At 69.8% G+C, this 16,212-nt stretch carries 12 protein-coding genes; 6 read left to right on the top strand and 6 right to left on the bottom strand.

Going from position 1 to position 16,212, the window contains the following annotated elements:
* Window positions 1-98 precede the first annotated feature (98 nt).
* The 4 genes from OG735_RS23720 to ssd are packed head-to-tail and all read right to left on the bottom strand — an operon-like array spanning window position 99 to window position 3,962.
* The gene (locus OG735_RS23720; protein WP_327325173.1) at window positions 99-869 is read right to left on the bottom strand and encodes a type II secretion system F family protein; all 771 of its coding nucleotides are present in this window, start codon (window positions 867-869) and stop codon (window positions 99-101) included.
* The gene (locus OG735_RS23715; RefSeq protein ID WP_327325172.1) at window positions 866-1,714 is read right to left on the bottom strand and encodes a type II secretion system F family protein; all 849 of its coding nucleotides are present in this window, start codon (window positions 1,712-1,714) and stop codon (window positions 866-868) included. Before OG735_RS23715 ends, OG735_RS23720 begins: the two co-directional genes overlap by 4 nt.
* Window positions 1,714-2,862 (bottom strand): TadA family conjugal transfer-associated ATPase, encoded by a 1,149-nt coding sequence (locus OG735_RS23710; RefSeq protein WP_327325171.1) that lies wholly within the window; start codon window positions 2,860-2,862, stop codon window positions 1,714-1,716. Before OG735_RS23710 ends, OG735_RS23715 begins: the two co-directional genes overlap by 1 nt.
* Complete coding sequence (ssd, locus tag OG735_RS23705) at window positions 2,859-3,962, bottom strand: septum site-determining protein Ssd (protein ID WP_327325170.1); 1,104 nt, start codon at window positions 3,960-3,962, stop codon at window positions 2,859-2,861. Before ssd ends, OG735_RS23710 begins: the two co-directional genes overlap by 4 nt.
* Window positions 3,963-4,442: 480 nt before the next feature.
* On the opposite strand from ssd, the gene OG735_RS23700 reads away from it, so the two are divergent.
* Window positions 4,443-5,291, top strand: coding sequence for an HAD family hydrolase (locus tag OG735_RS23700; protein ID WP_327325169.1), 849 nt, complete (start codon window positions 4,443-4,445; stop codon window positions 5,289-5,291).
* A 337-nt stretch (window positions 5,292-5,628) separates the two neighbouring features.
* Here OG735_RS23700 and OG735_RS23695 read toward each other — a convergent pair whose 3' ends face one another.
* On the bottom strand, window positions 5,629-6,459 hold the full coding sequence (locus tag OG735_RS23695; protein ID WP_327325168.1) for an oxidoreductase: 831 nt from the start codon (window positions 6,457-6,459) through the stop codon (window positions 5,629-5,631).
* Between the two features lie 102 nt (window positions 6,460-6,561).
* Here OG735_RS23695 and OG735_RS23690 point away from each other — a divergent pair, with 102 nt between their 5' ends.
* Window positions 6,562-7,548, top strand: a complete 987-nt coding sequence (locus OG735_RS23690) for an ATP-binding protein (RefSeq protein WP_327325167.1) — start codon at window positions 6,562-6,564, stop codon at window positions 7,546-7,548.
* A gap of 46 nt (window positions 7,549-7,594) precedes the next feature.
* On the opposite strand, the gene OG735_RS23685 is transcribed toward OG735_RS23690, so the two are convergent.
* Window positions 7,595-8,863, bottom strand: coding sequence for a hypothetical protein (locus OG735_RS23685; RefSeq protein ID WP_327325166.1), 1,269 nt, complete (start codon window positions 8,861-8,863; stop codon window positions 7,595-7,597).
* A gap of 291 nt (window positions 8,864-9,154) precedes the next feature.
* On the opposite strand from OG735_RS23685, the gene OG735_RS23680 reads away from it, so the two are divergent.
* From OG735_RS23680 to OG735_RS23665, 4 genes are all read left to right on the top strand, one after another.
* Window positions 9,155-11,551 (top strand): bifunctional SulP family inorganic anion transporter/carbonic anhydrase, encoded by a 2,397-nt coding sequence (locus OG735_RS23680; RefSeq protein ID WP_327325165.1) that lies wholly within the window; start codon window positions 9,155-9,157, stop codon window positions 11,549-11,551.
* Window positions 11,552-11,828: 277 nt separating this feature from the next.
* Window positions 11,829-13,784, top strand: a complete 1,956-nt coding sequence (gene acs, locus OG735_RS23675; protein WP_327325164.1) for an acetate--CoA ligase — start codon at window positions 11,829-11,831, stop codon at window positions 13,782-13,784.
* A 329-nt stretch (window positions 13,785-14,113) separates the two neighbouring features.
* Window positions 14,114-15,514, top strand: a complete 1,401-nt coding sequence (gene nhaA / locus OG735_RS23670; RefSeq protein ID WP_327325163.1) for a Na+/H+ antiporter NhaA — start codon at window positions 14,114-14,116, stop codon at window positions 15,512-15,514.
* A 239-nt stretch (window positions 15,515-15,753) separates the two neighbouring features.
* Window positions 15,754-16,203, top strand: a complete 450-nt coding sequence (locus OG735_RS23665) for a phage holin family protein (RefSeq protein ID WP_327325162.1) — start codon at window positions 15,754-15,756, stop codon at window positions 16,201-16,203.
* The last annotated feature ends 9 nt before the right edge of the window (window positions 16,204-16,212 follow it).

Below are 16,212 nucleotides of genomic sequence, written 5' to 3'. Positions count from 1 at the left end.
CGTGGTCATCCCTTCGTCCCTGCGCATCCTGCGCGTCAACCCGCGCACCCAGCCCCGCAACGAATTCCACATACCAACCAACCCCCAAGAGATTTCGTTCAGTTGCCGTTCAACAATCCGTCGGCCAGGCCGATCACCACCGGGGCCACCCCGACCGCCAGGAAGGCGGGCAGGAAGCAGAGCCCCACCGGAGCGGTGATCAGGACCTGCGCCTTCCGGCCCTGCGCCGCGGCCGCCCGGGCCTGGTCCGCCCGGAAGCGCTCGGCCAATCGGGACACGGGCTCCGCCGCCGGTGCCCCTGTGGAGTCGGCCCGCTCCAGACAGCGGGCCAGCGCCGCCGCGCCCGGTATCTGTCCGAACCAACCCCAGGCCTGTGCCGGCTCACCGCCGAGCCGCAGTTCGGCGGCCGCCCGCGCCAGCCGTTCGCCGACCGGCCCGCCGAGCGACTCCCCGACCGCCTCCGCCGCCTCGCGCGGACCAGCCCCTGCGGAGATGCAGGCCGCCAGCAGATCGGCGGCGAGCGGTAGTTGACGACCCGACACACGGTCCCCGGCGTCCGCAGCAGGCTTACGGCTCCGCTGCCAACGCCACACGCCATACGCCCCGGCGAGCCCGACAACGGTGCCGATCACCCCGCCGACCAGGACATAGCCGGTGATCACCGCGCCCAGCGGAGCCACCCAGCGCCTCGCCCAGGCGCCGCAGTCGGGCCGCCACCGCAGTCGTTCGTACTCCACCGCCAGCAGCGCCTCGATCCGCCTGCGAACTCTGCGCTCGCGCCGTCGTCCCGCGACCACCAAGCCCAGGCAGGCCACTGCGGCCAGAACCCACACCGCTGCCCCCAGCCTGTGGACGGCGTCCCCGGTCATGTCTCCTCCCTGCCCCGTACGATCCGCATGGCCCAGCAGAACCCGGCCGCCTCCAGCAGCCCGCCGACCAACAGGCACACCAGGCCCGCAGCGGTGTGCAGCAGCACCCCGAGGGGATCGGCGCCCAGTGCCCAGCCCATCGCCAGGCCGATCAGCGGAAGCACCGCCAGCAGGACGACGGTCGACCACGCACCCGCCAACTGGGCCCGCAGCTCCTGCCGCTGGCCCCATTCGGCCCGCAGAGCCGCCTCCAGCCGGTCGAGCCCAGCGGCCAGACCCGCCCCGCTGTCCACGGCCACCCGCCAGCAGGCCGCGACCCCGGCAAGACCGTCCGCTCCCGGCTGCCTGGCCGCCTCCCGAAGCGCCTGAGGCACATCGCCCCCGAACCGCGCCGCCGCCAGCACCGCGGCCTCCGCTCCGCCCAGCACCCCGGTGGATCTGGCGGCGAACAGCAGCGCCTGCCCCGGCTGCAACCCCGCCCGCAGCTCGCCCGCGACCGCACCGCACAACGCGATGACGCCCTCAGCCCGCCGCTCCCGCTCCCGCCTCCGCTCCCGGGCCCGCAACCGCCTCCTCACGAGCGGCACAGCCACCGCTCCCGCGACCAACGGCAGCACCGACTTCCCCAGCACCGCGAGGACCAGCGCCGCCGGCAGGCACAGCCACTCCCGCCACAGCCGGACCACCGGCCGCAGCCGCTGCCAGGACCACCTCGGCGGCAACTCCACCGGCCCGCCGCCCGCGAGGAGCAGCCGCGCCCGCCGCAGCCCCTGCTCCCTGCCGACCGTCAGCCACGCCGCCGCACCCGCACACACCGCGGCCGCGTACACCGGGTCACCCGCCATCACAGCGAACCCCCGATCAGGGACCGCAGCCGCTCCCAGCCCCGCTCGTACGCGAACGCCTCCGCGCCCCACCTCAGCGCGGGCACCGTCACCACCAGCCCCGCCTGGTCCCTCTCCAGCACATGCACCTCAGCGATCCGCCGCTGCCCGCCCCTGTCCCGTACGAGATGGACCACCACCGAGAGGGCCGCGGCCAACTGGCTGTGCAGCGCCGCCCGGTCGAGCCCCGCGGCCGTCCCCAGCGCCTCCAGCCGCGCCGGCACATCCGCCGCCGCATTGGCGTGCACAGTCCCGCAGCCGCCCTCGTGACCGGTGTTCAAAGCGGCCAGGAGCTCAGTCACCTCGGCTCCTCGCACCTCCCCCACCACCAGCCGGTCGGGCCGCATTCGCAACGCCTGCCGCACCAGATCCCGCAGCGTCACCCGGCCGGCACCCTCCTGATTCGCCGTACGCGACTCCAGCCGCACCACATGCGGGTGGTCCGGCCTGAGCTCCGCCGAGTCCTCGGCCAGCACGATCCGCTCACGCTCCCCCACCAGCCCCAGCAGGCTCGAGAGCAAGGTTGTCTTGCCTGATCCCGTGCCACCGCTGATGAGGAAGGACAGCCGGGCCTCGATCAGCGCCCGCAGCACCCGGTCCCCGCCCGGCGGCACCGTCCCCGCCGTCACCAGCTCGCCCACCGAAAACGCCCTGAGCCGCACCACCCGCAGCGAGAGACACGTCGAGCCGACCGCCACCGGCGGGATCACGGCATGCATCCGTGTGCCGTCCGGCAGCCTGGCGTCCACCCACGGCCTGGCGTCATCCAGTCGCCGCTCGGCAACCGCCGCAAGCCGCTGTGCCAGCCTGCGCACCGACGCCGCATCCGCGAACGTCACCTCGGTGAGCTCGAGCCCGCGGCCCCGGTCCACCCACACCCGATCGGGCGCGGACACCAGCACGTCCGTCACCGACGGATCGGCCAGCAGCGGCTCCAGCGGCCCCGTCCCCACCAGCTCGCATCGCAACTCCTGGGTGCCGCCCAGTACTTCAGCGTCTCCCAGCAGCCGCCCATGTGCCCGCAGGGCGGCCGCCACCCTGGCCGGCGTCGGCTCGGCCCCGCTCTCCGCGAGCCGCTGTCGTACCGATTCCAGCAGCCCGGCGCTCATGAGACCCCGCCCCCGGCCAGCGCCCGCTCCCAGAAGGCCGTACAGAACCTCGCCAGCGGCCCGCGCCCACTGGCTCCCGGCGGAGCGCCCCCGTCCTGCGCCGCCAACAGTCCGGCCTCCGCGGGCAGTTCACCCGCCAATGGCAGCCCGAGGGCGTCCGCCACCCACTGCTCGTCCAGCCCGGCGGCGTACGGCCCGCGCACGACCGCCCGCAGGTCCTGGAGCACCATGCCCACTGTCGACGCCACCCGGTTCGCCGCGGCGACGGCTCGTAGCTCGCCCGGCACCACCAACAGCCCGAGATCCAGCTGGGCCAGGGCCTCCGCCACGCCTTCGTCGACCCGCCGCGGCAGATCCACGACCACCACCCCACCGCGTCTGCGCGCCGCGGCCAGGACCGACCGCATCGCCTCCGGCGGAATCACCACCGAATCGCCGCGGTCCCAGCTGAGCACCCGCAGCGCGTGCAGCTCGGGCAGCGACTCCTCGAGCGCCCCGCCGGCGACCCGTCCCTTGGAGGCGGCGAAATCCGGCCATCGTCTGCCGTCCGCTTGCTCTCCGCCGAGCAGCACGTCGAGCCCTCCGCCCAGCGGGTCGCCGTCGACGAGCATGGTGCGACGGCCGTCCCGGGCCGCGGTCACCGCGAGCGCGCAGGCCAGCGTTGATGCACCGGCGCCGCCCCGTCCGCCGATCACTCCGACGGTCAGCGCCTGCCGCCCGACCCCTTCGACCACATCGGCGATCCGGTCGACGAGCCAGCTCTCCGCATCGGGCAGCCGCAGCACGCAGTCCGCCCCGATCTCGACCGCCCGCCGCCAGACATCCGGGTCGTCCTGGTCGTGCCCCACGAGCAGCACACCGCGTCTGCGGGTCGCTCCCCGGCAGCGCGCGGCCGCGTCGTCGCCGACCAGGACCAGTGGAGCGCCCTCCCAGCTTCCCCGTCGCTCCGGCACCGAATGGTGGACGTCAGGCTCGGCCCCGGCCGCGGCGCACAGCCGCAGCAGATCGTCGAGCAGTTCCAGGTCTTCAGTGACGATCAGCGGCCCGTCCCGGCGCCCTTCGGCGACCGGAGGCCGTTGCGATGTGATAGATCCAGCCACGATCTCCACGCCCCTCTTACTTCGATCTCACTTGGAGGCGAGATCTGCGATTCCTTCGGCCCGCGAACTACGCGGGTGGAATCACCGTGCAGCGCACCGGAAAATCGTGTGGATCTTGCTGAAAAACTGTGGACAACTAGCCACTTGTGAATATCCCCATAGCCCATACCGGTGACTCTCGGAGAGCAGCGCAACCGCTACGCTCAGTGACGAGTCGGGGTATGCGGAACCTGGCAGCGGACACGGCCCGCGGAGGGGAGGAATGATCGGAGTCGATCGCAGAAGGCGGACGAAAGGCGTCCGGACATGCGACGACCCCCGCCGGGGGGGAGAGCGGGGGTCGTCTCTCCGGCCGACTCGGGGGGGGAGGAGCCGGACCGGGTTAGCACGGTCGCGAACGATCCGTGACTTCCATGGTGTACCCGAGAGCCTTCTCAGGCAAACCCACGCGCCCGAGCGTACGCCGAATGGCGGGCACCTATGCTCAGGCTCGTGGAAAACCACTCCTTGCCTCGCGCAGCTGCCTTCTTTGACCTGGACAAGACGGTCATTGCGAAGTCATCGACTCTGACCTTCAGCAAGTCCTTCTACCAAGGCGGGCTGATCAACCGGCGCGCCGTACTACGCACCGCCTATGCCCAGTTCGTTTTTCTCGCGGGCGGCGCCGATCACGACCAGATGGAGCGGATGCGTCAGTACCTCTCCGCGCTCTGCAAGGGCTGGAACGTCCAGCAGGTCAAGGAGATCGTCGCCGAGACCCTCCATGACCTGATCGACCCAATCATTTACGACGAGGCCGCGTCGCTCATCGAGGAGCACCACACGGCCGGCCGCGACGTCGTCATCGTCTCCACGTCCGGCGCGGAGGTCGTCGAGCCGATCGGCGAGCTCCTCGGCGCGGACCGGGTGGTGGCCACCCGCATGGTGGTCGGCGGCGACGGCTGCTTCACGGGCGAAGTGGAGTACTACGCGTACGGGCCGACCAAAGCGGAAGCGGTCAAGGAGCTGGCCGCGTCCGAGGGATACGACCTGGCCCGCTGTTATGCATACAGCGACTCGGCCACCGATGTCCCGATGCTGGCGTCTGTCGGCCATCCGTACGCCGTAAATCCGGACCGCGCACTGCGCCGCGAGGCGACCGCGCGCGGCTGGCCGATTCTCGTCTTCAATCGCCCGGTGCAACTGAAGCAGCGGCTGCCCGCGTTCTCCATGCCGCCGCGCCCCGCTCTGGTCGCGGCGGCCGCGGTGGGTGCGGCCGCCGCCACGGCCGGCCTGGTCTGGTACGCCAGCCGTCGGCGCACCGCAGCCGCGCAGACCACCGCCGTATAGTAATTCGCCCGTATTTGAACCTAAAAGTAAAGATGCGTGGCCAGGGGTTCCGCTTCACCGCGAGCAGGAGTAGAAAGGACTTAACGGCCCGCGAGACCAAGGACATCCGAAAGGATCACCTTTAACGCATGAAGGCCCACGGACCGAAGCATGAAAACTGAGCACCCACGCGACGTCGACCCGTCGATTACGGGCCAGCCGCACCAGGTGACGGGCAGAAGTTCCCGACCTGATGGGCAAATATTCGAGGACGCATGGTAACTCGGCGGACGTGCCAGCGGCGGTACCACCCATTGGTACCGCCGCAACCCTGTTCAGGGGCTTTTTCAGAGGCAGTTCAGGCAGCGCCGCGCTGCAGCGCCTCGCACACCGCCGTCGACTCCCGGACTCCCAGCTCGACCGCACGTCCGCAGTGCGCGATCCAGGCGGCCATGCCCTCCGGCGTTCCGGACCGATAGCCCTCGAAGGCCGCGACGTACGCCGCCCGCCCCTGCTCCGCGTGGCCGACCTCGGCCGGGCAGATCGACTTGGGGTCGAGTCCGCTGCCGATCAGCACAATGCGCTCAGCCGCCCGCGCGACCAGGCCGTTGTACGAGCCGAAGGGGCGCAGCGCCAGCAGCTCGCCGTGCACCACGGCCGCCGTCACCAGCGCCGGCGCGGAACTTCCCACGATGATCAGCTCCGCCAGGCCGTCCAGCCGGCCGGCCACCTCGCTCGCGCCCGGCAGCGGCGCCTCGATCAGCGGCTCGTCGACCGCCTCGCCCGCCAGGCGCGGACGGCCCACCGCCTCGTCATCACCGGCGCCGCCTGCCGCGACCAGATGCAGCCGGGCCAGCACCCGGAGCGGCGACTGCCGCCAGATCGAGAGCAGTTGACCGGCCTCGGCGGTCAGCCGCAGCGCCGCGCCGACCGTACGCGCCTCGGCCTCGACTCCGAAGTCGGTACGCCTGCGTACTTCCTCCAGGGCCCAGTCCGCTCCGGACAGCGCGGCGGAACCGCGCGCTCCGCGCAGTGCCGCCTCCGAGGTGACCTCATTACTGCGGCGCCGTATGACCCGGTGCCCGTAGACGCGGTCGACGGCTTTGCGTACGGAGTCCACGGAGTCGGCGACGCCCGGCAGGGAGCCGAGAGCGGCGAGGGGGTCGACCGACGAGGCATTCGTACTCATAGGTAGCGAGGCTACGCGCCCGCGGGGCGCGTCCCACCTTGGAGTGGTCTTGTTCACGCACCTCGACCACACCATGCACACATACCGCTACCCTAGGTGAACATGAAGATCGCTTTCGTGGGGAAGGGCGGCAGCGGCAAGACCACGCTGTCCTCGCTCTTCATCCGCCACCTGGCCGCCAATGAAGCCCCCGTCGTCGCGGTGGACGCCGACATCAACCAGCACCTGGGGGCCGCACTCGGTCTCGACGAGGCGGAGACCGCCACGCTGCCCGCGATGGGAGCGCATCTGCCGCTCATCAAGGACTACCTGCGCGGCTCCAACCCCCGGGTCGCCTCCGCCGAGACGATGATCAAGACCACGCCGCCGGGCGAGGGCTCGCGGCTGCTGCGCGTCAATGAGGACAACCCGGTCTACGAGGCCTGTGCCCGCACCGTCCGCCTCGACGACGGGGACATCCGTCTGATGGCGACGGGCCCCTTCACGGAGTCCGACCTGGGGGTGTCCTGCTACCACTCCAAGGTCGGAGCGGTCGAGCTCTGCCTCAACCATCTGGTCGACGGCCCGGACGAGTATGTGGTCGTCGACATGACCGCGGGCTCGGACTCCTTCGCCTCGGGGATGTTCACGCGTTTCGACATGACGTTCCTGGTGGCCGAACCGACTCGCAAGGGCGTCTCCGTCTATCGCCAGTACAAGGAGTACGCACGGGACTTCGGCGTCGCGCTGAAGGTCGTCGGCAACAAGGTGCAGGGACAGGACGACATGGACTTCCTGCGCGAGGAGGTGGGCGACGACCTGCTCGTCACGGTCGGGCACTCCGACTGGGTCAGGGCGATGGAGAAGGGCCGGCCGCCGCGCTTCGAGCTGCTGGAGGCGGAGAACCGCATGTCGCTGCAGGCCCTGCAGAACGCCGCGGAGGACTCGTACGAGAACCGCGACTGGGAGCGCTACACGCGCCAGATGGTGCACTTCCACCTGAAGAACGCGGAGAGCTGGGGGAACGCGAAGACCGGCGCCAACCTGGCGGCGCAGGTCGACCCCGGCTTCGTGCTCGGCGAGCATTCGGCAGTACCCCAGCCCAGCTGAGGAAACCGCACCCCAGGACCGGCATACTTCCCGGGCGTGGCGGATGTCAGTGCTGCTCAGCCTGCTTCGCCGCGGGCTGGGCGGCGAGGAACCCCGTCCAGCCGCCCGGCGGGGCCTGTCCGACTCGCAGGCCGTGCATCTTCTGGAGGACCGCCGGGTCCTGCGCGTCCAGCCAGTCGGCGAGCTGCCGGAAGGACACGCACTTCACATCGCGCTTCACACAGACCGTCGCGATCGTCTCCTCGATGGCGCGCATATACGTGCCGCCGTTCCAGGATTCGAAGTGGTTGCCGATGATCAGCGGGGCCCGATTGCCCTTGTACGCGCGGTTGAAGGCCTGCACCAGGCCGTCGCGCATCTGGTTGCCCCAGTACTCGCGCTCCGCCGGGTCGCCGTTGACCGTCCCCGACTGGTTGACCATGAAGTTGTAGTCCATGGAGAGCGTCTCAAAGGCGCGGCCCGGTACCGGGACCAGTTGCATCGACAGGTCCCACAGGCCCAGTTCCTTCTTGGGCCAGATCTGGTCATTGACGCCGCTGGTGTCATAGCGGAAGCCCAACTCGCTCGCGGCACGGAGAAAGTTCGGGCGGCCCTCGAGGCAGGGCGTGCGGGCGCCAATGAGCTCCTTCTCGTAGTCGAAGGGCAGCGGCTGCTCGGTCTCCAGGCCGGCGTTCGTCCTCCAGTTCTCCACAAAGGACTTGGCCTGACTGATCTCGCTCTTCCACTCGTCGACGGACCAGTTGCCGACCCCGCCGTCCTTGCCGCAGAAGTGGCCGTTGAAGTGGGTACCCACCTCATTGCCCTCCTGCCAGGCGCCGCGCAGCTCACGCACGGTGTCCCTGATGCCCTGGATGTTGTTGAAGCCGATTTCGGAGCTCCCGGCCAAGTGCTGGGGCGGGTCGTAGAGGTTCGCCTTCGCCTCGGGGAGCAGATAGATGCCGCTGAGGAAGTAGGTCATCGTCGCGTCGTACTTCCTGCCGACCTTGCGGAAGTGCGAGAAGAGCTTCTGACCGTCCTCGCTGGCCCCGTCCCAGGAGAACACCACGAACTGCGGTGGCGCCTGACCGGGCTTCAGGCGCTGTGGCTTCATCAGGCCGGGCTGAGCTCCGGTGAACGCCGTCGAGCCGTCGCCGATGAGACGTACCGCACTCTGGGGGCCCGCAGCGCCGTGCCTTGCTCCGGGGGCGCCGTGCTTCGCCCGGGGGGCGCCCTGCTTGCGGGCGGACGGGGCCTCCGTACCGGAACAGCCGGCGAGTCCTGCGACCAGCGCCGTTGCGACTGCGGCGACAGCGATCCTCTGCGTAGCGGCCTTCATCCGCCCACCCTCTTTCCTGGGCTGTATGCCTATACGTCTGTACGACGACCTACTTACGGCGCCGACAAACTCGCATCGCGGTGGTGAGAGGGAAGCGCGACGAGCCGCGTTCAAATCATTAATCACTGGATCGGGTGAAAGGCTGCCCTATTTGCCCTGAAATTAATGCCAGACTCTTTACTCTGCATTACGATCCATTTACCGAGAGTTGAGTATCCCGCCGCTGCACGCCGTGACCCACGGCCGCGTCCCCCATTCCGCGACCGCGCTGCCCCGGAGGAGACGGGAACCATGCCTTCCTGCGTCCCCACTCGCACCGACGACCCTTCACGCAAGACCAAGCACAACAAGTCCCGTACCAAGTCCCCTACGAAGTCGCGTACGTTTCTGGCCTCGCGCTTCCAGCGCCCGCACAGTCCGCCGTCGCCCGACGGCGGCCATGGCGGTGGCCGTCGATTCCGTATCGCGGGCGCCGACTTCTCCGCCTCGATCTCCGTCTTTCTGATCGCGCTGCCGCTCTCCCTCGGCATCGCACTCGCCACCGGCGCACCACTCCAGGCCGGGCTGGTGGCCGCCGCCGTCGGCGGCATCGTCGTCGGTCGGCTCGGCGGGGCACCGCTGCAAGTCAGCGGCCCCGCGGCCGGACTGACCGTCGTCACCGCCGATCTGATCCAGCGGTACGGCTGGCGCACCACCTGCGCCATGACCGTTCTCGCCGGACTCGCCCAACTCGGGCTGTCCGCCCTGCGGGTGGCCCGTTCGGCCCTCGCCGTCAGCCCGGCGATCGTGCACGGCATGCTTGCCGGCATCGGCGTCACGATCGCCCTCGCCCAACTCCATATCGTTCTCGGCAGCACCCCGCAGAGCTCGGCGGTCGACAACGTCCGTGCTCTTCCGGCCCAGTTGGCCAGCCTCCACCCGGCCGCACTCTCGGTCAGCATCCTGACCGTCGCCGTACTGCTGCTGTGGCCACGGATTCCGGGGCGGACGGGCCGGATCGTACGAAAGCTCCCTGCCGCGCTCGCCGCGGTGGCGGGCGCGACCGTCTTCGCCACGCTCGCCGGGCTGAACCTGACGCGCGTCGATCTGCCGTCCTGGAGCAGCCACGCCCTGCCCCAGCTGCCCGAGGGGCCGGCGCTGGGCATACTCGCCGCCGTGCTCACCATCACCTTGGTGGGCAGCGTGGAGTCACTGCTGTCGGCGGTCGCCGTCGACAAGCTGGTGGCCGCCCGCAAGGAGCCGGCCGTTCGCATTCCGCGCGCTCATCTCGACCGCGAGCTGGCCGGGCAGGGAGCGGCGAATGTCGTCTCCGGCGCACTCGGCGGGCTGCCCGTCACCGGGGTCGCCGTACGCAGCGCCGCGAATGTGTCCGCGGGCGCTGTGAGCCGTAACGCCACGATGCTGCACGGCATGTGGATCGCGGTCGCCGCGCTGCTGCTGGTGCCCGTGCTCGATCTGATCCCGCTGGCGGCCCTCGCCGCGCTGGTGATGGTCGTGGGCGTCCAGATGGTCAGCATCACGCATCTGCGCAGCGTGAAGCGGAACCGCGAAATGCTGGTGTACACGGTGACGCTGGCCTCGGTCGTCATCGCCGGCGTACTGGAAGGCGTGGCGATCGGGATCGCGGTGGCGGTCGCCGTCGCGCTGCACCGACTGACCAGGACCCGGATCACCTCCGCCGAGCAGGAGGGGGTCCACCGGATGCGGGCGCGCGGTCAGTTGACGTTCCTCGCCGTGCCTCGGCTGAGCCGGATGCTGAGCCAGATCCCCCAGGAGGCCGACTGCGTCATCGAGCTGGACGGGTCGTTCATGGACCATGCCGCGTACGAAGCACTGCACGACTGGCAGATCTCGCATGTCGCGCAGGGCGGGACGGTGGAGTTCACCGGCCGGGCAGGGGGACGGATCAGCGAGCCCGCCTCCGAAACACACGGCTGCTGCCGCCCCTGGACGCCCTGGCGCAACCACCACTGCGACGAGCGCCCGCCACGCGCCAAGCCGCATCAACTGGCCAACGGGCTCAGCTCGTTCCAGCGCGATACCGCTCCACTGGTGCGCGACGAGCTGGCGCGGCTGGCCCGCGAGGGGCAGCGGCCCTCGCAGCTCTTCCTCACCTGCGCCGACTCCCGCCTGGTCACCAGCATGATCACGGCCAGCGGTCCGGGCGATCTGTTCACCGTACGGAATGTGGGCAATCTGGTGCCCCTCCCCGGCGCGGAGAGCAGCGACGACTCGGTGGCGGCCGCGATCGAGTACGCCGTCGATGTCCTGGAGGTGGACTCGATCACCATCTGCGGGCACTCCGGGTGCGGGGCGATGCAGGCCCTGCTGAACGCTCCGCCCGGGGGCGCCCAGACCCCGCTGCGGCGCTGGCTGCGCCACGGGCTGCCGAGCCTGGAGCGGATGAAGAGCCGACACCGTTCCTGGGCCAGGATCTCCGGGCGGCTGCCGACCGACGCTGTCGAGCAGCTGTGTCTGACGAATGTGGTCCAGCAGTTGGAGCATCTGCGCGCCCATGAGGCGGTGGCCAGACGGCTCGCCGAGGGCACGCTGGAGCTGCACGGCATGTACTTCCATGTCGGCGAGGCCCAGGCGTATCTGCTCGCGAGCAGTGACGAGCATGAGATCGACGAGGTCTTCGACCGAGTCGCCCCCACCCCCTCGGTCCTCCAGAAGGCGCGCGCCTGAACCGCCCCCCGGAAACCACGCGTCCTCAAGAACGCGCCCTGAAACCACGCGCCTGAAACCACGCGCCTGAAACCACACGCCCCGAAACCACGTGCCTGAACCGCTCACCCTTCCTGTCCGTGAGAACGTATGGCCCCTCTTTCCCGCCGCCCGGGGAGGAGGGGCCACCTATAGGTCTAAACCAATTCCGGCAGGCTCTTGTGTCCCGGCCCGTCGGCTGATGAGCTATGGCCTGGGACACATAGGCACATAGGACGCCCTGGGAAAGGGAGATGTCGTGAGCAACGAAAGCCTGGCCAACCTGCTCAAGGAGGAGCGGCGGTTCGCGCCTCCGGCCGAGCTGGCCGCGAACGCCAACGTGACGGCGGAGGCGTATGAGCAGGCCGAGGCGGACAGGCTTGGCTTCTGGGCCGAGCAGGCGCGCCGGCTCACCTGGGCCACCGAACCGACCGAAACCCTCGACTGGACCAACCCGCCGTTCGCGAAGTGGTTCACCGACGGCAAGCTCAACGTCGCGTACAACTGCGTGGACCGCCATGTCGAAGCGGGCAACGGCGACCGCGTCGCCCTCCACTTCGAGGGTGAGCCCGGCGACAGCCGGGCCATCACCTACGCCGAGCTCAAGGACGAGGTCTCGCGCGCCGCGAACGCCCTCACCGAGCTGGGAGTCGTCAAGGGCGACCGGGTCGCCGTCTACCTCCCGATGATCCCCGAAGCCGTTGTGGCAATGCTGGCCTGCGCCCGTATCGGCGCCGCCCACTCGGTGGTCTTCGGTGGCTTCTCGGCCGAGGCCGTCGCCTCCCGTATCCAGGACGCCGACGCCAAGCTGGTCATCACCGCGGACGGCGGCTACCGCCGCGGCAAGCCGACCGCGCTCAAGCCCGCGATCGACGAGGCCGTCGCCAAGTGCCCGCAGGTCGAGCATGTCCTGGTGGTACGGCGTACCGGCCAGGACACAGCGATCGCCGAGGGCCGCGACGTGTGGTGGCACGACATCGTCACCCGCCAGTCCGCCGAGCACACCCCGGAGGCCTTCGACGCGGAGCACCCGCTCTTCATCCTCTACACCTCCGGCACGACGGGTAAGCCGAAGGGCATCCTGCACACCTCCGGCGGCTATCTCACCCAGGCGGCCTACACCCACCACGCCGTCTTCGACCTCAAGCCGGAGACGGACATCTTCTGGTGCACCGCCGACATCGGCTGGGTGACCGGCCATTCGTACATCGTGTACGGGCCGCTGGCCAACGGCGCGACCCAGGTGATGTACGAAGGCACGCCCGACACCCCGCACCAGGGCCGCTTCTGGGAGATCATCCAGAAGTACGGCGTCACGATCCTCTACACGGCGCCGACCGCGATTCGTACGTTCATGAAGTGGGGAGACGACATCCCCGCCAAGTTCGACCTGAGCAGTCTGCGGATCCTCGGGTCGGTCGGTGAGCCCATCAACCCCGAGGCGTGGATGTGGTATCGGGAGCACATCGGCGCCGGCAACACCCCGATCGTCGACACCTGGTGGCAGACCGAGACCGGCGCGATGATGATCTCGCCGCTGCCCGGTGTCACCGAGACCAAGCCCGGATCCGCGCAGCGCGCGCTGCCCGGGATCTCGGCGACCGTCGTGGACGACGAGGCGAACGATGTGCCCAACGGTGGCGGCGGCTATCTCGTCCTGACCGAGCCGTGGCCGGCGATGCTGCGCACCATCTGGGGCGACGACCAGCGCTTCATCGACACGTACTGGTCGCGCTTCGAGGGCAAGTATTTCGCGGGCGACGGCGCCAAGAAGGACGACGACGGCGATATCTGGCTGCTGGGCCGGGTCGACGACGTGATGCTGGTGTCCGGCCACAACATCTCGACCACCGAGGTGGAGTCGGCCCTGGTCTCGCACCCGAAGGTCGCCGAGGCGGCGGTCGTGGGCGCGACGGACGAGACGACCGGTCAGGCGATCGTTGCCTTCGTGATCCTGCGCGGTACGGCGAGCGAGGACGAGAACCTCGTGAACGACCTGCGCAACCACGTGGGCGCGACGCTCGGCCCGATCGCCAAGCCGAAGCGGGTGCTGCCGGTGGCGGAGCTGCCGAAGACGCGCTCCGGCAAGATCATGCGCCGGTTGCTGCGTGATGTGGCCGAGAATCGTCAGCTGGGCGATGTCACCACGCTCACGGACTCGTCGGTGATGGACCTGATCCAGTCGAAGCTGCCGAGCGCGGCCAGCGAGGACTGAGACCCGGCGTTGGGGGAAGGGGTCCGGCCGCCGCGCGGCGGCCGGACCCCCTCGCCATGGACGGGTTGGCGCCCCATGGGTTGCGGTACGAGTTGGAGCTGGACCCGGCGCCCCGAGGCGGCGGTTCGCGCCGCAGGCACGCGCACCCGGCGGCCCGGCGGCATCGCGCCACGCGCCCCTTATGCACCTAAAGTGAGGGTCACCGGATACGCCCTTGCGCTCTTAGGTAAACTAATGACCGCGTCAATGGCGCGATAAGAAACTAGGTGCGCCGGGAAGTCTGGTCGGCATGTGTTCCGCCCTGCCTACCCGACCGGAGGTCCCACGACGTGGCCGCGCCGCCCACCCCCACCAACCGCAAGTTCCTCGGACGTCTTTCGCTGCCCGAGCGGACATACGTGTCGGACGCGCTGCGCGCCGAGACCGTCGGTGGCGTACTCCTCCTGATAGCCACGATCGCCGCGCTGATCTGGGCGAACACCCCGCTGAGCGACAGCTACGAATCCGTACGCAGCTTCCATATGGGCCCGGCCGCCCTCGGCCTCGACCTCTCGGTCCAGCACTGGGCCGCCGACGGGCTGCTCGCCATCTTCTTCTTCGTCGCGGGCATCGAGCTCAAGCGCGAGCTGGTCGCCGGTGAGCTGCGCGACCCCAAGGCGGCCGCCCTCCCCGTGATCGCGGCGATCTGCGGCATGGTGGTGCCCGCACTCGTCTACACCCTCACCGCCGTCATCGGCGGCGGTTCCACCGACGGCTGGGCCGTCCCGACCGCCACCGACATCGCCTTCGCGCTCGCCGTCCTCGCGGTCATCGGCACCTCGCTGCCGTCCGCGCTGCGCGCGTTCCTGCTGACCCTCGCCGTCGTCGACGACCTCTTCGCGATCCTGATCATCGCGGTCTTCTTCACCGACGACCTGAACTTCGCCGCGCTCGGCGGGGCCGTGATCGGGCTCGCCGTGTTCTGGCTGCTGCTGCGCAAAGGCGTGCGCGGCTGGTACGTCTACGTGCCGCTGGCCCTGGTCATCTGGGGGCTGATGTACAACAGCGGCGTCCACTCCACCATCGCGGGTGTCGCGATGGGCCTGATGCTGCGCTGCACCAAGCGGGACGGCGAGGAGTACTCCCCCGGCGAGCACATCGAGCACCTCGTACGGCCCGTTTCCGCGGGTCTCGCCGTACCGCTTTTCGCGCTCTTCTCGGCGGGTGTCACGGTCTCCGGCAGCTCGCTCACCGATGTCTTCACCAAGCCCGAGACCCTTGGCGTCGTCCTCGGTCTGGTGGTGGGCAAGACCGTCGGCGTCTTCGGCGGCACCTGGCTGGCGGCACGCTTCACCAGGGCCGAGCTCAATGACGACCTCGCCTGGCCGGACGTCCTCGCCGTCGCCTCACTCGCCGGCATCGGCTTCACTGTCTCCCTCCTCATCGGCGAACTCGCCTTCGCCGGCAACGCGGCACTGACCGACGAGGTCAAGGCCGCGGTCCTGATGGGCTCGCTGATCGCCGCCGTACTGTCCGGGATTCTGCTCAAGCTGCGGGTGCGCAAGTACCGGGCGCTGTGCGAGGACGAGGAGCGCGACGAGGACCAGGACGGCATCCCCGACATCTACGAGCAGGACAATCCCGAGTACCACCTGCGGATGGCGGCGATCTACGAGGAGAAGGCGGCGGAGCACCGTCGCAAGGCAGGGCTGGCGGGGGCGTCCCGCAACGGAATCGACAGTCCTGCGTGATCTGACTCGCCCGAGCCGCCCCGGAGCCCTGCCCGAGCCCTGCCCGAGCCCTGCCCGAGCCCTGCCCGATTGGCCGCGCGTCCCCGAATGCGTATCAGCGGACGAAGCAACGACCAACGTTCACCTCCCGGCGGCACGTGCGAAGCGGGCAGCCCCACAAGACCCCTGGCGGGGCACAATGCTCGGCAGTCCGGCATGATCTGACATCGGATCCGTAGATGATGGAGAGGGAGTCAGCGATGAGCGACCCCGGCAACAGCACGGCGAACGCCGTCGGCGCCGACCGCAGTCTCGGCCAGTTGGTCGCCTCGGCGACCGCCGAGATGTCCGCGCTTGTGCACGACGAGATCGCCCTGGCCAAGGCGGAGCTGCGACAGGACGTCAGGCGCGGCGCGATGGGCGGAGCGGCCATCAGCGTCGCGGGAGTGTTCGCGCTCTTCTCGCTGCCGGTGCTGAGCTTTGCCGCGGCGTACGGGATCCACAATCTGGGTCTTGGCCTCGCCTGGTCGTTCCTGATCGTGGGCGGGGCGTTCCTGGTGCTGGCGGCGCTGGCGGCGCTGCTCGCCGTGACCAAGTTCAAGAAGGTCAAGCCGCCGGAGAAGTCCATCGCTTCGGCCAAGCAGACGGCGGCCGTACTGCAGAGCGTCAAGCCGCACCCCCGGGCGGCGCAGAACAAGGTCTCCGTCTGAGCCAGGGGC

The sequence above is a fragment of the Streptomyces sp. NBC_01210 genome (assembly GCF_036010325.1).
In the GTDB taxonomy this organism is placed as follows: Bacteria; Actinomycetota; Actinomycetes; order Streptomycetales; family Streptomycetaceae; genus Streptomyces.
The sequence above is the reverse complement of the archived record's forward strand: the minus strand, read 5'-3'. Positions and strand labels throughout refer to the sequence as shown.

Coding starts and splice junctions, on each gene's coding strand:
- OG735_RS23695 (WP_327325168.1), bottom strand. CDS start 6,459: ATGAGTACGAATGCCTCGTCGGTCGACCCCCTCGCCGCTCTCGGCTCC.
- OG735_RS23710 (WP_327325171.1), bottom strand. CDS start 2,862: ATGAGCGCCGGGCTGCTGGAATCGGTACGACAGCGGCTCGCGGAGAGC.
- OG735_RS23665 (WP_327325162.1), top strand. CDS start 15,754: ATGAGCGACCCCGGCAACAGCACGGCGAACGCCGTCGGCGCCGACCGC.
- OG735_RS23680 (WP_327325165.1), top strand. CDS start 9,155: ATGCCTTCCTGCGTCCCCACTCGCACCGACGACCCTTCACGCAAGACC.
- OG735_RS23700 (WP_327325169.1), top strand. CDS start 4,443: ATGCTCAGGCTCGTGGAAAACCACTCCTTGCCTCGCGCAGCTGCCTTC.
- OG735_RS23690 (WP_327325167.1), top strand. CDS start 6,562: ATGAAGATCGCTTTCGTGGGGAAGGGCGGCAGCGGCAAGACCACGCTG.
- OG735_RS23720 (WP_327325173.1), bottom strand. CDS start 869: ATGACCGGGGACGCCGTCCACAGGCTGGGGGCAGCGGTGTGGGTTCTG.
- OG735_RS23715 (WP_327325172.1), bottom strand. CDS start 1,714: ATGGCGGGTGACCCGGTGTACGCGGCCGCGGTGTGTGCGGGTGCGGCG.
- OG735_RS23685 (WP_327325166.1), bottom strand. CDS start 8,863: ATGAAGGCCGCTACGCAGAGGATCGCTGTCGCCGCAGTCGCAACGGCG.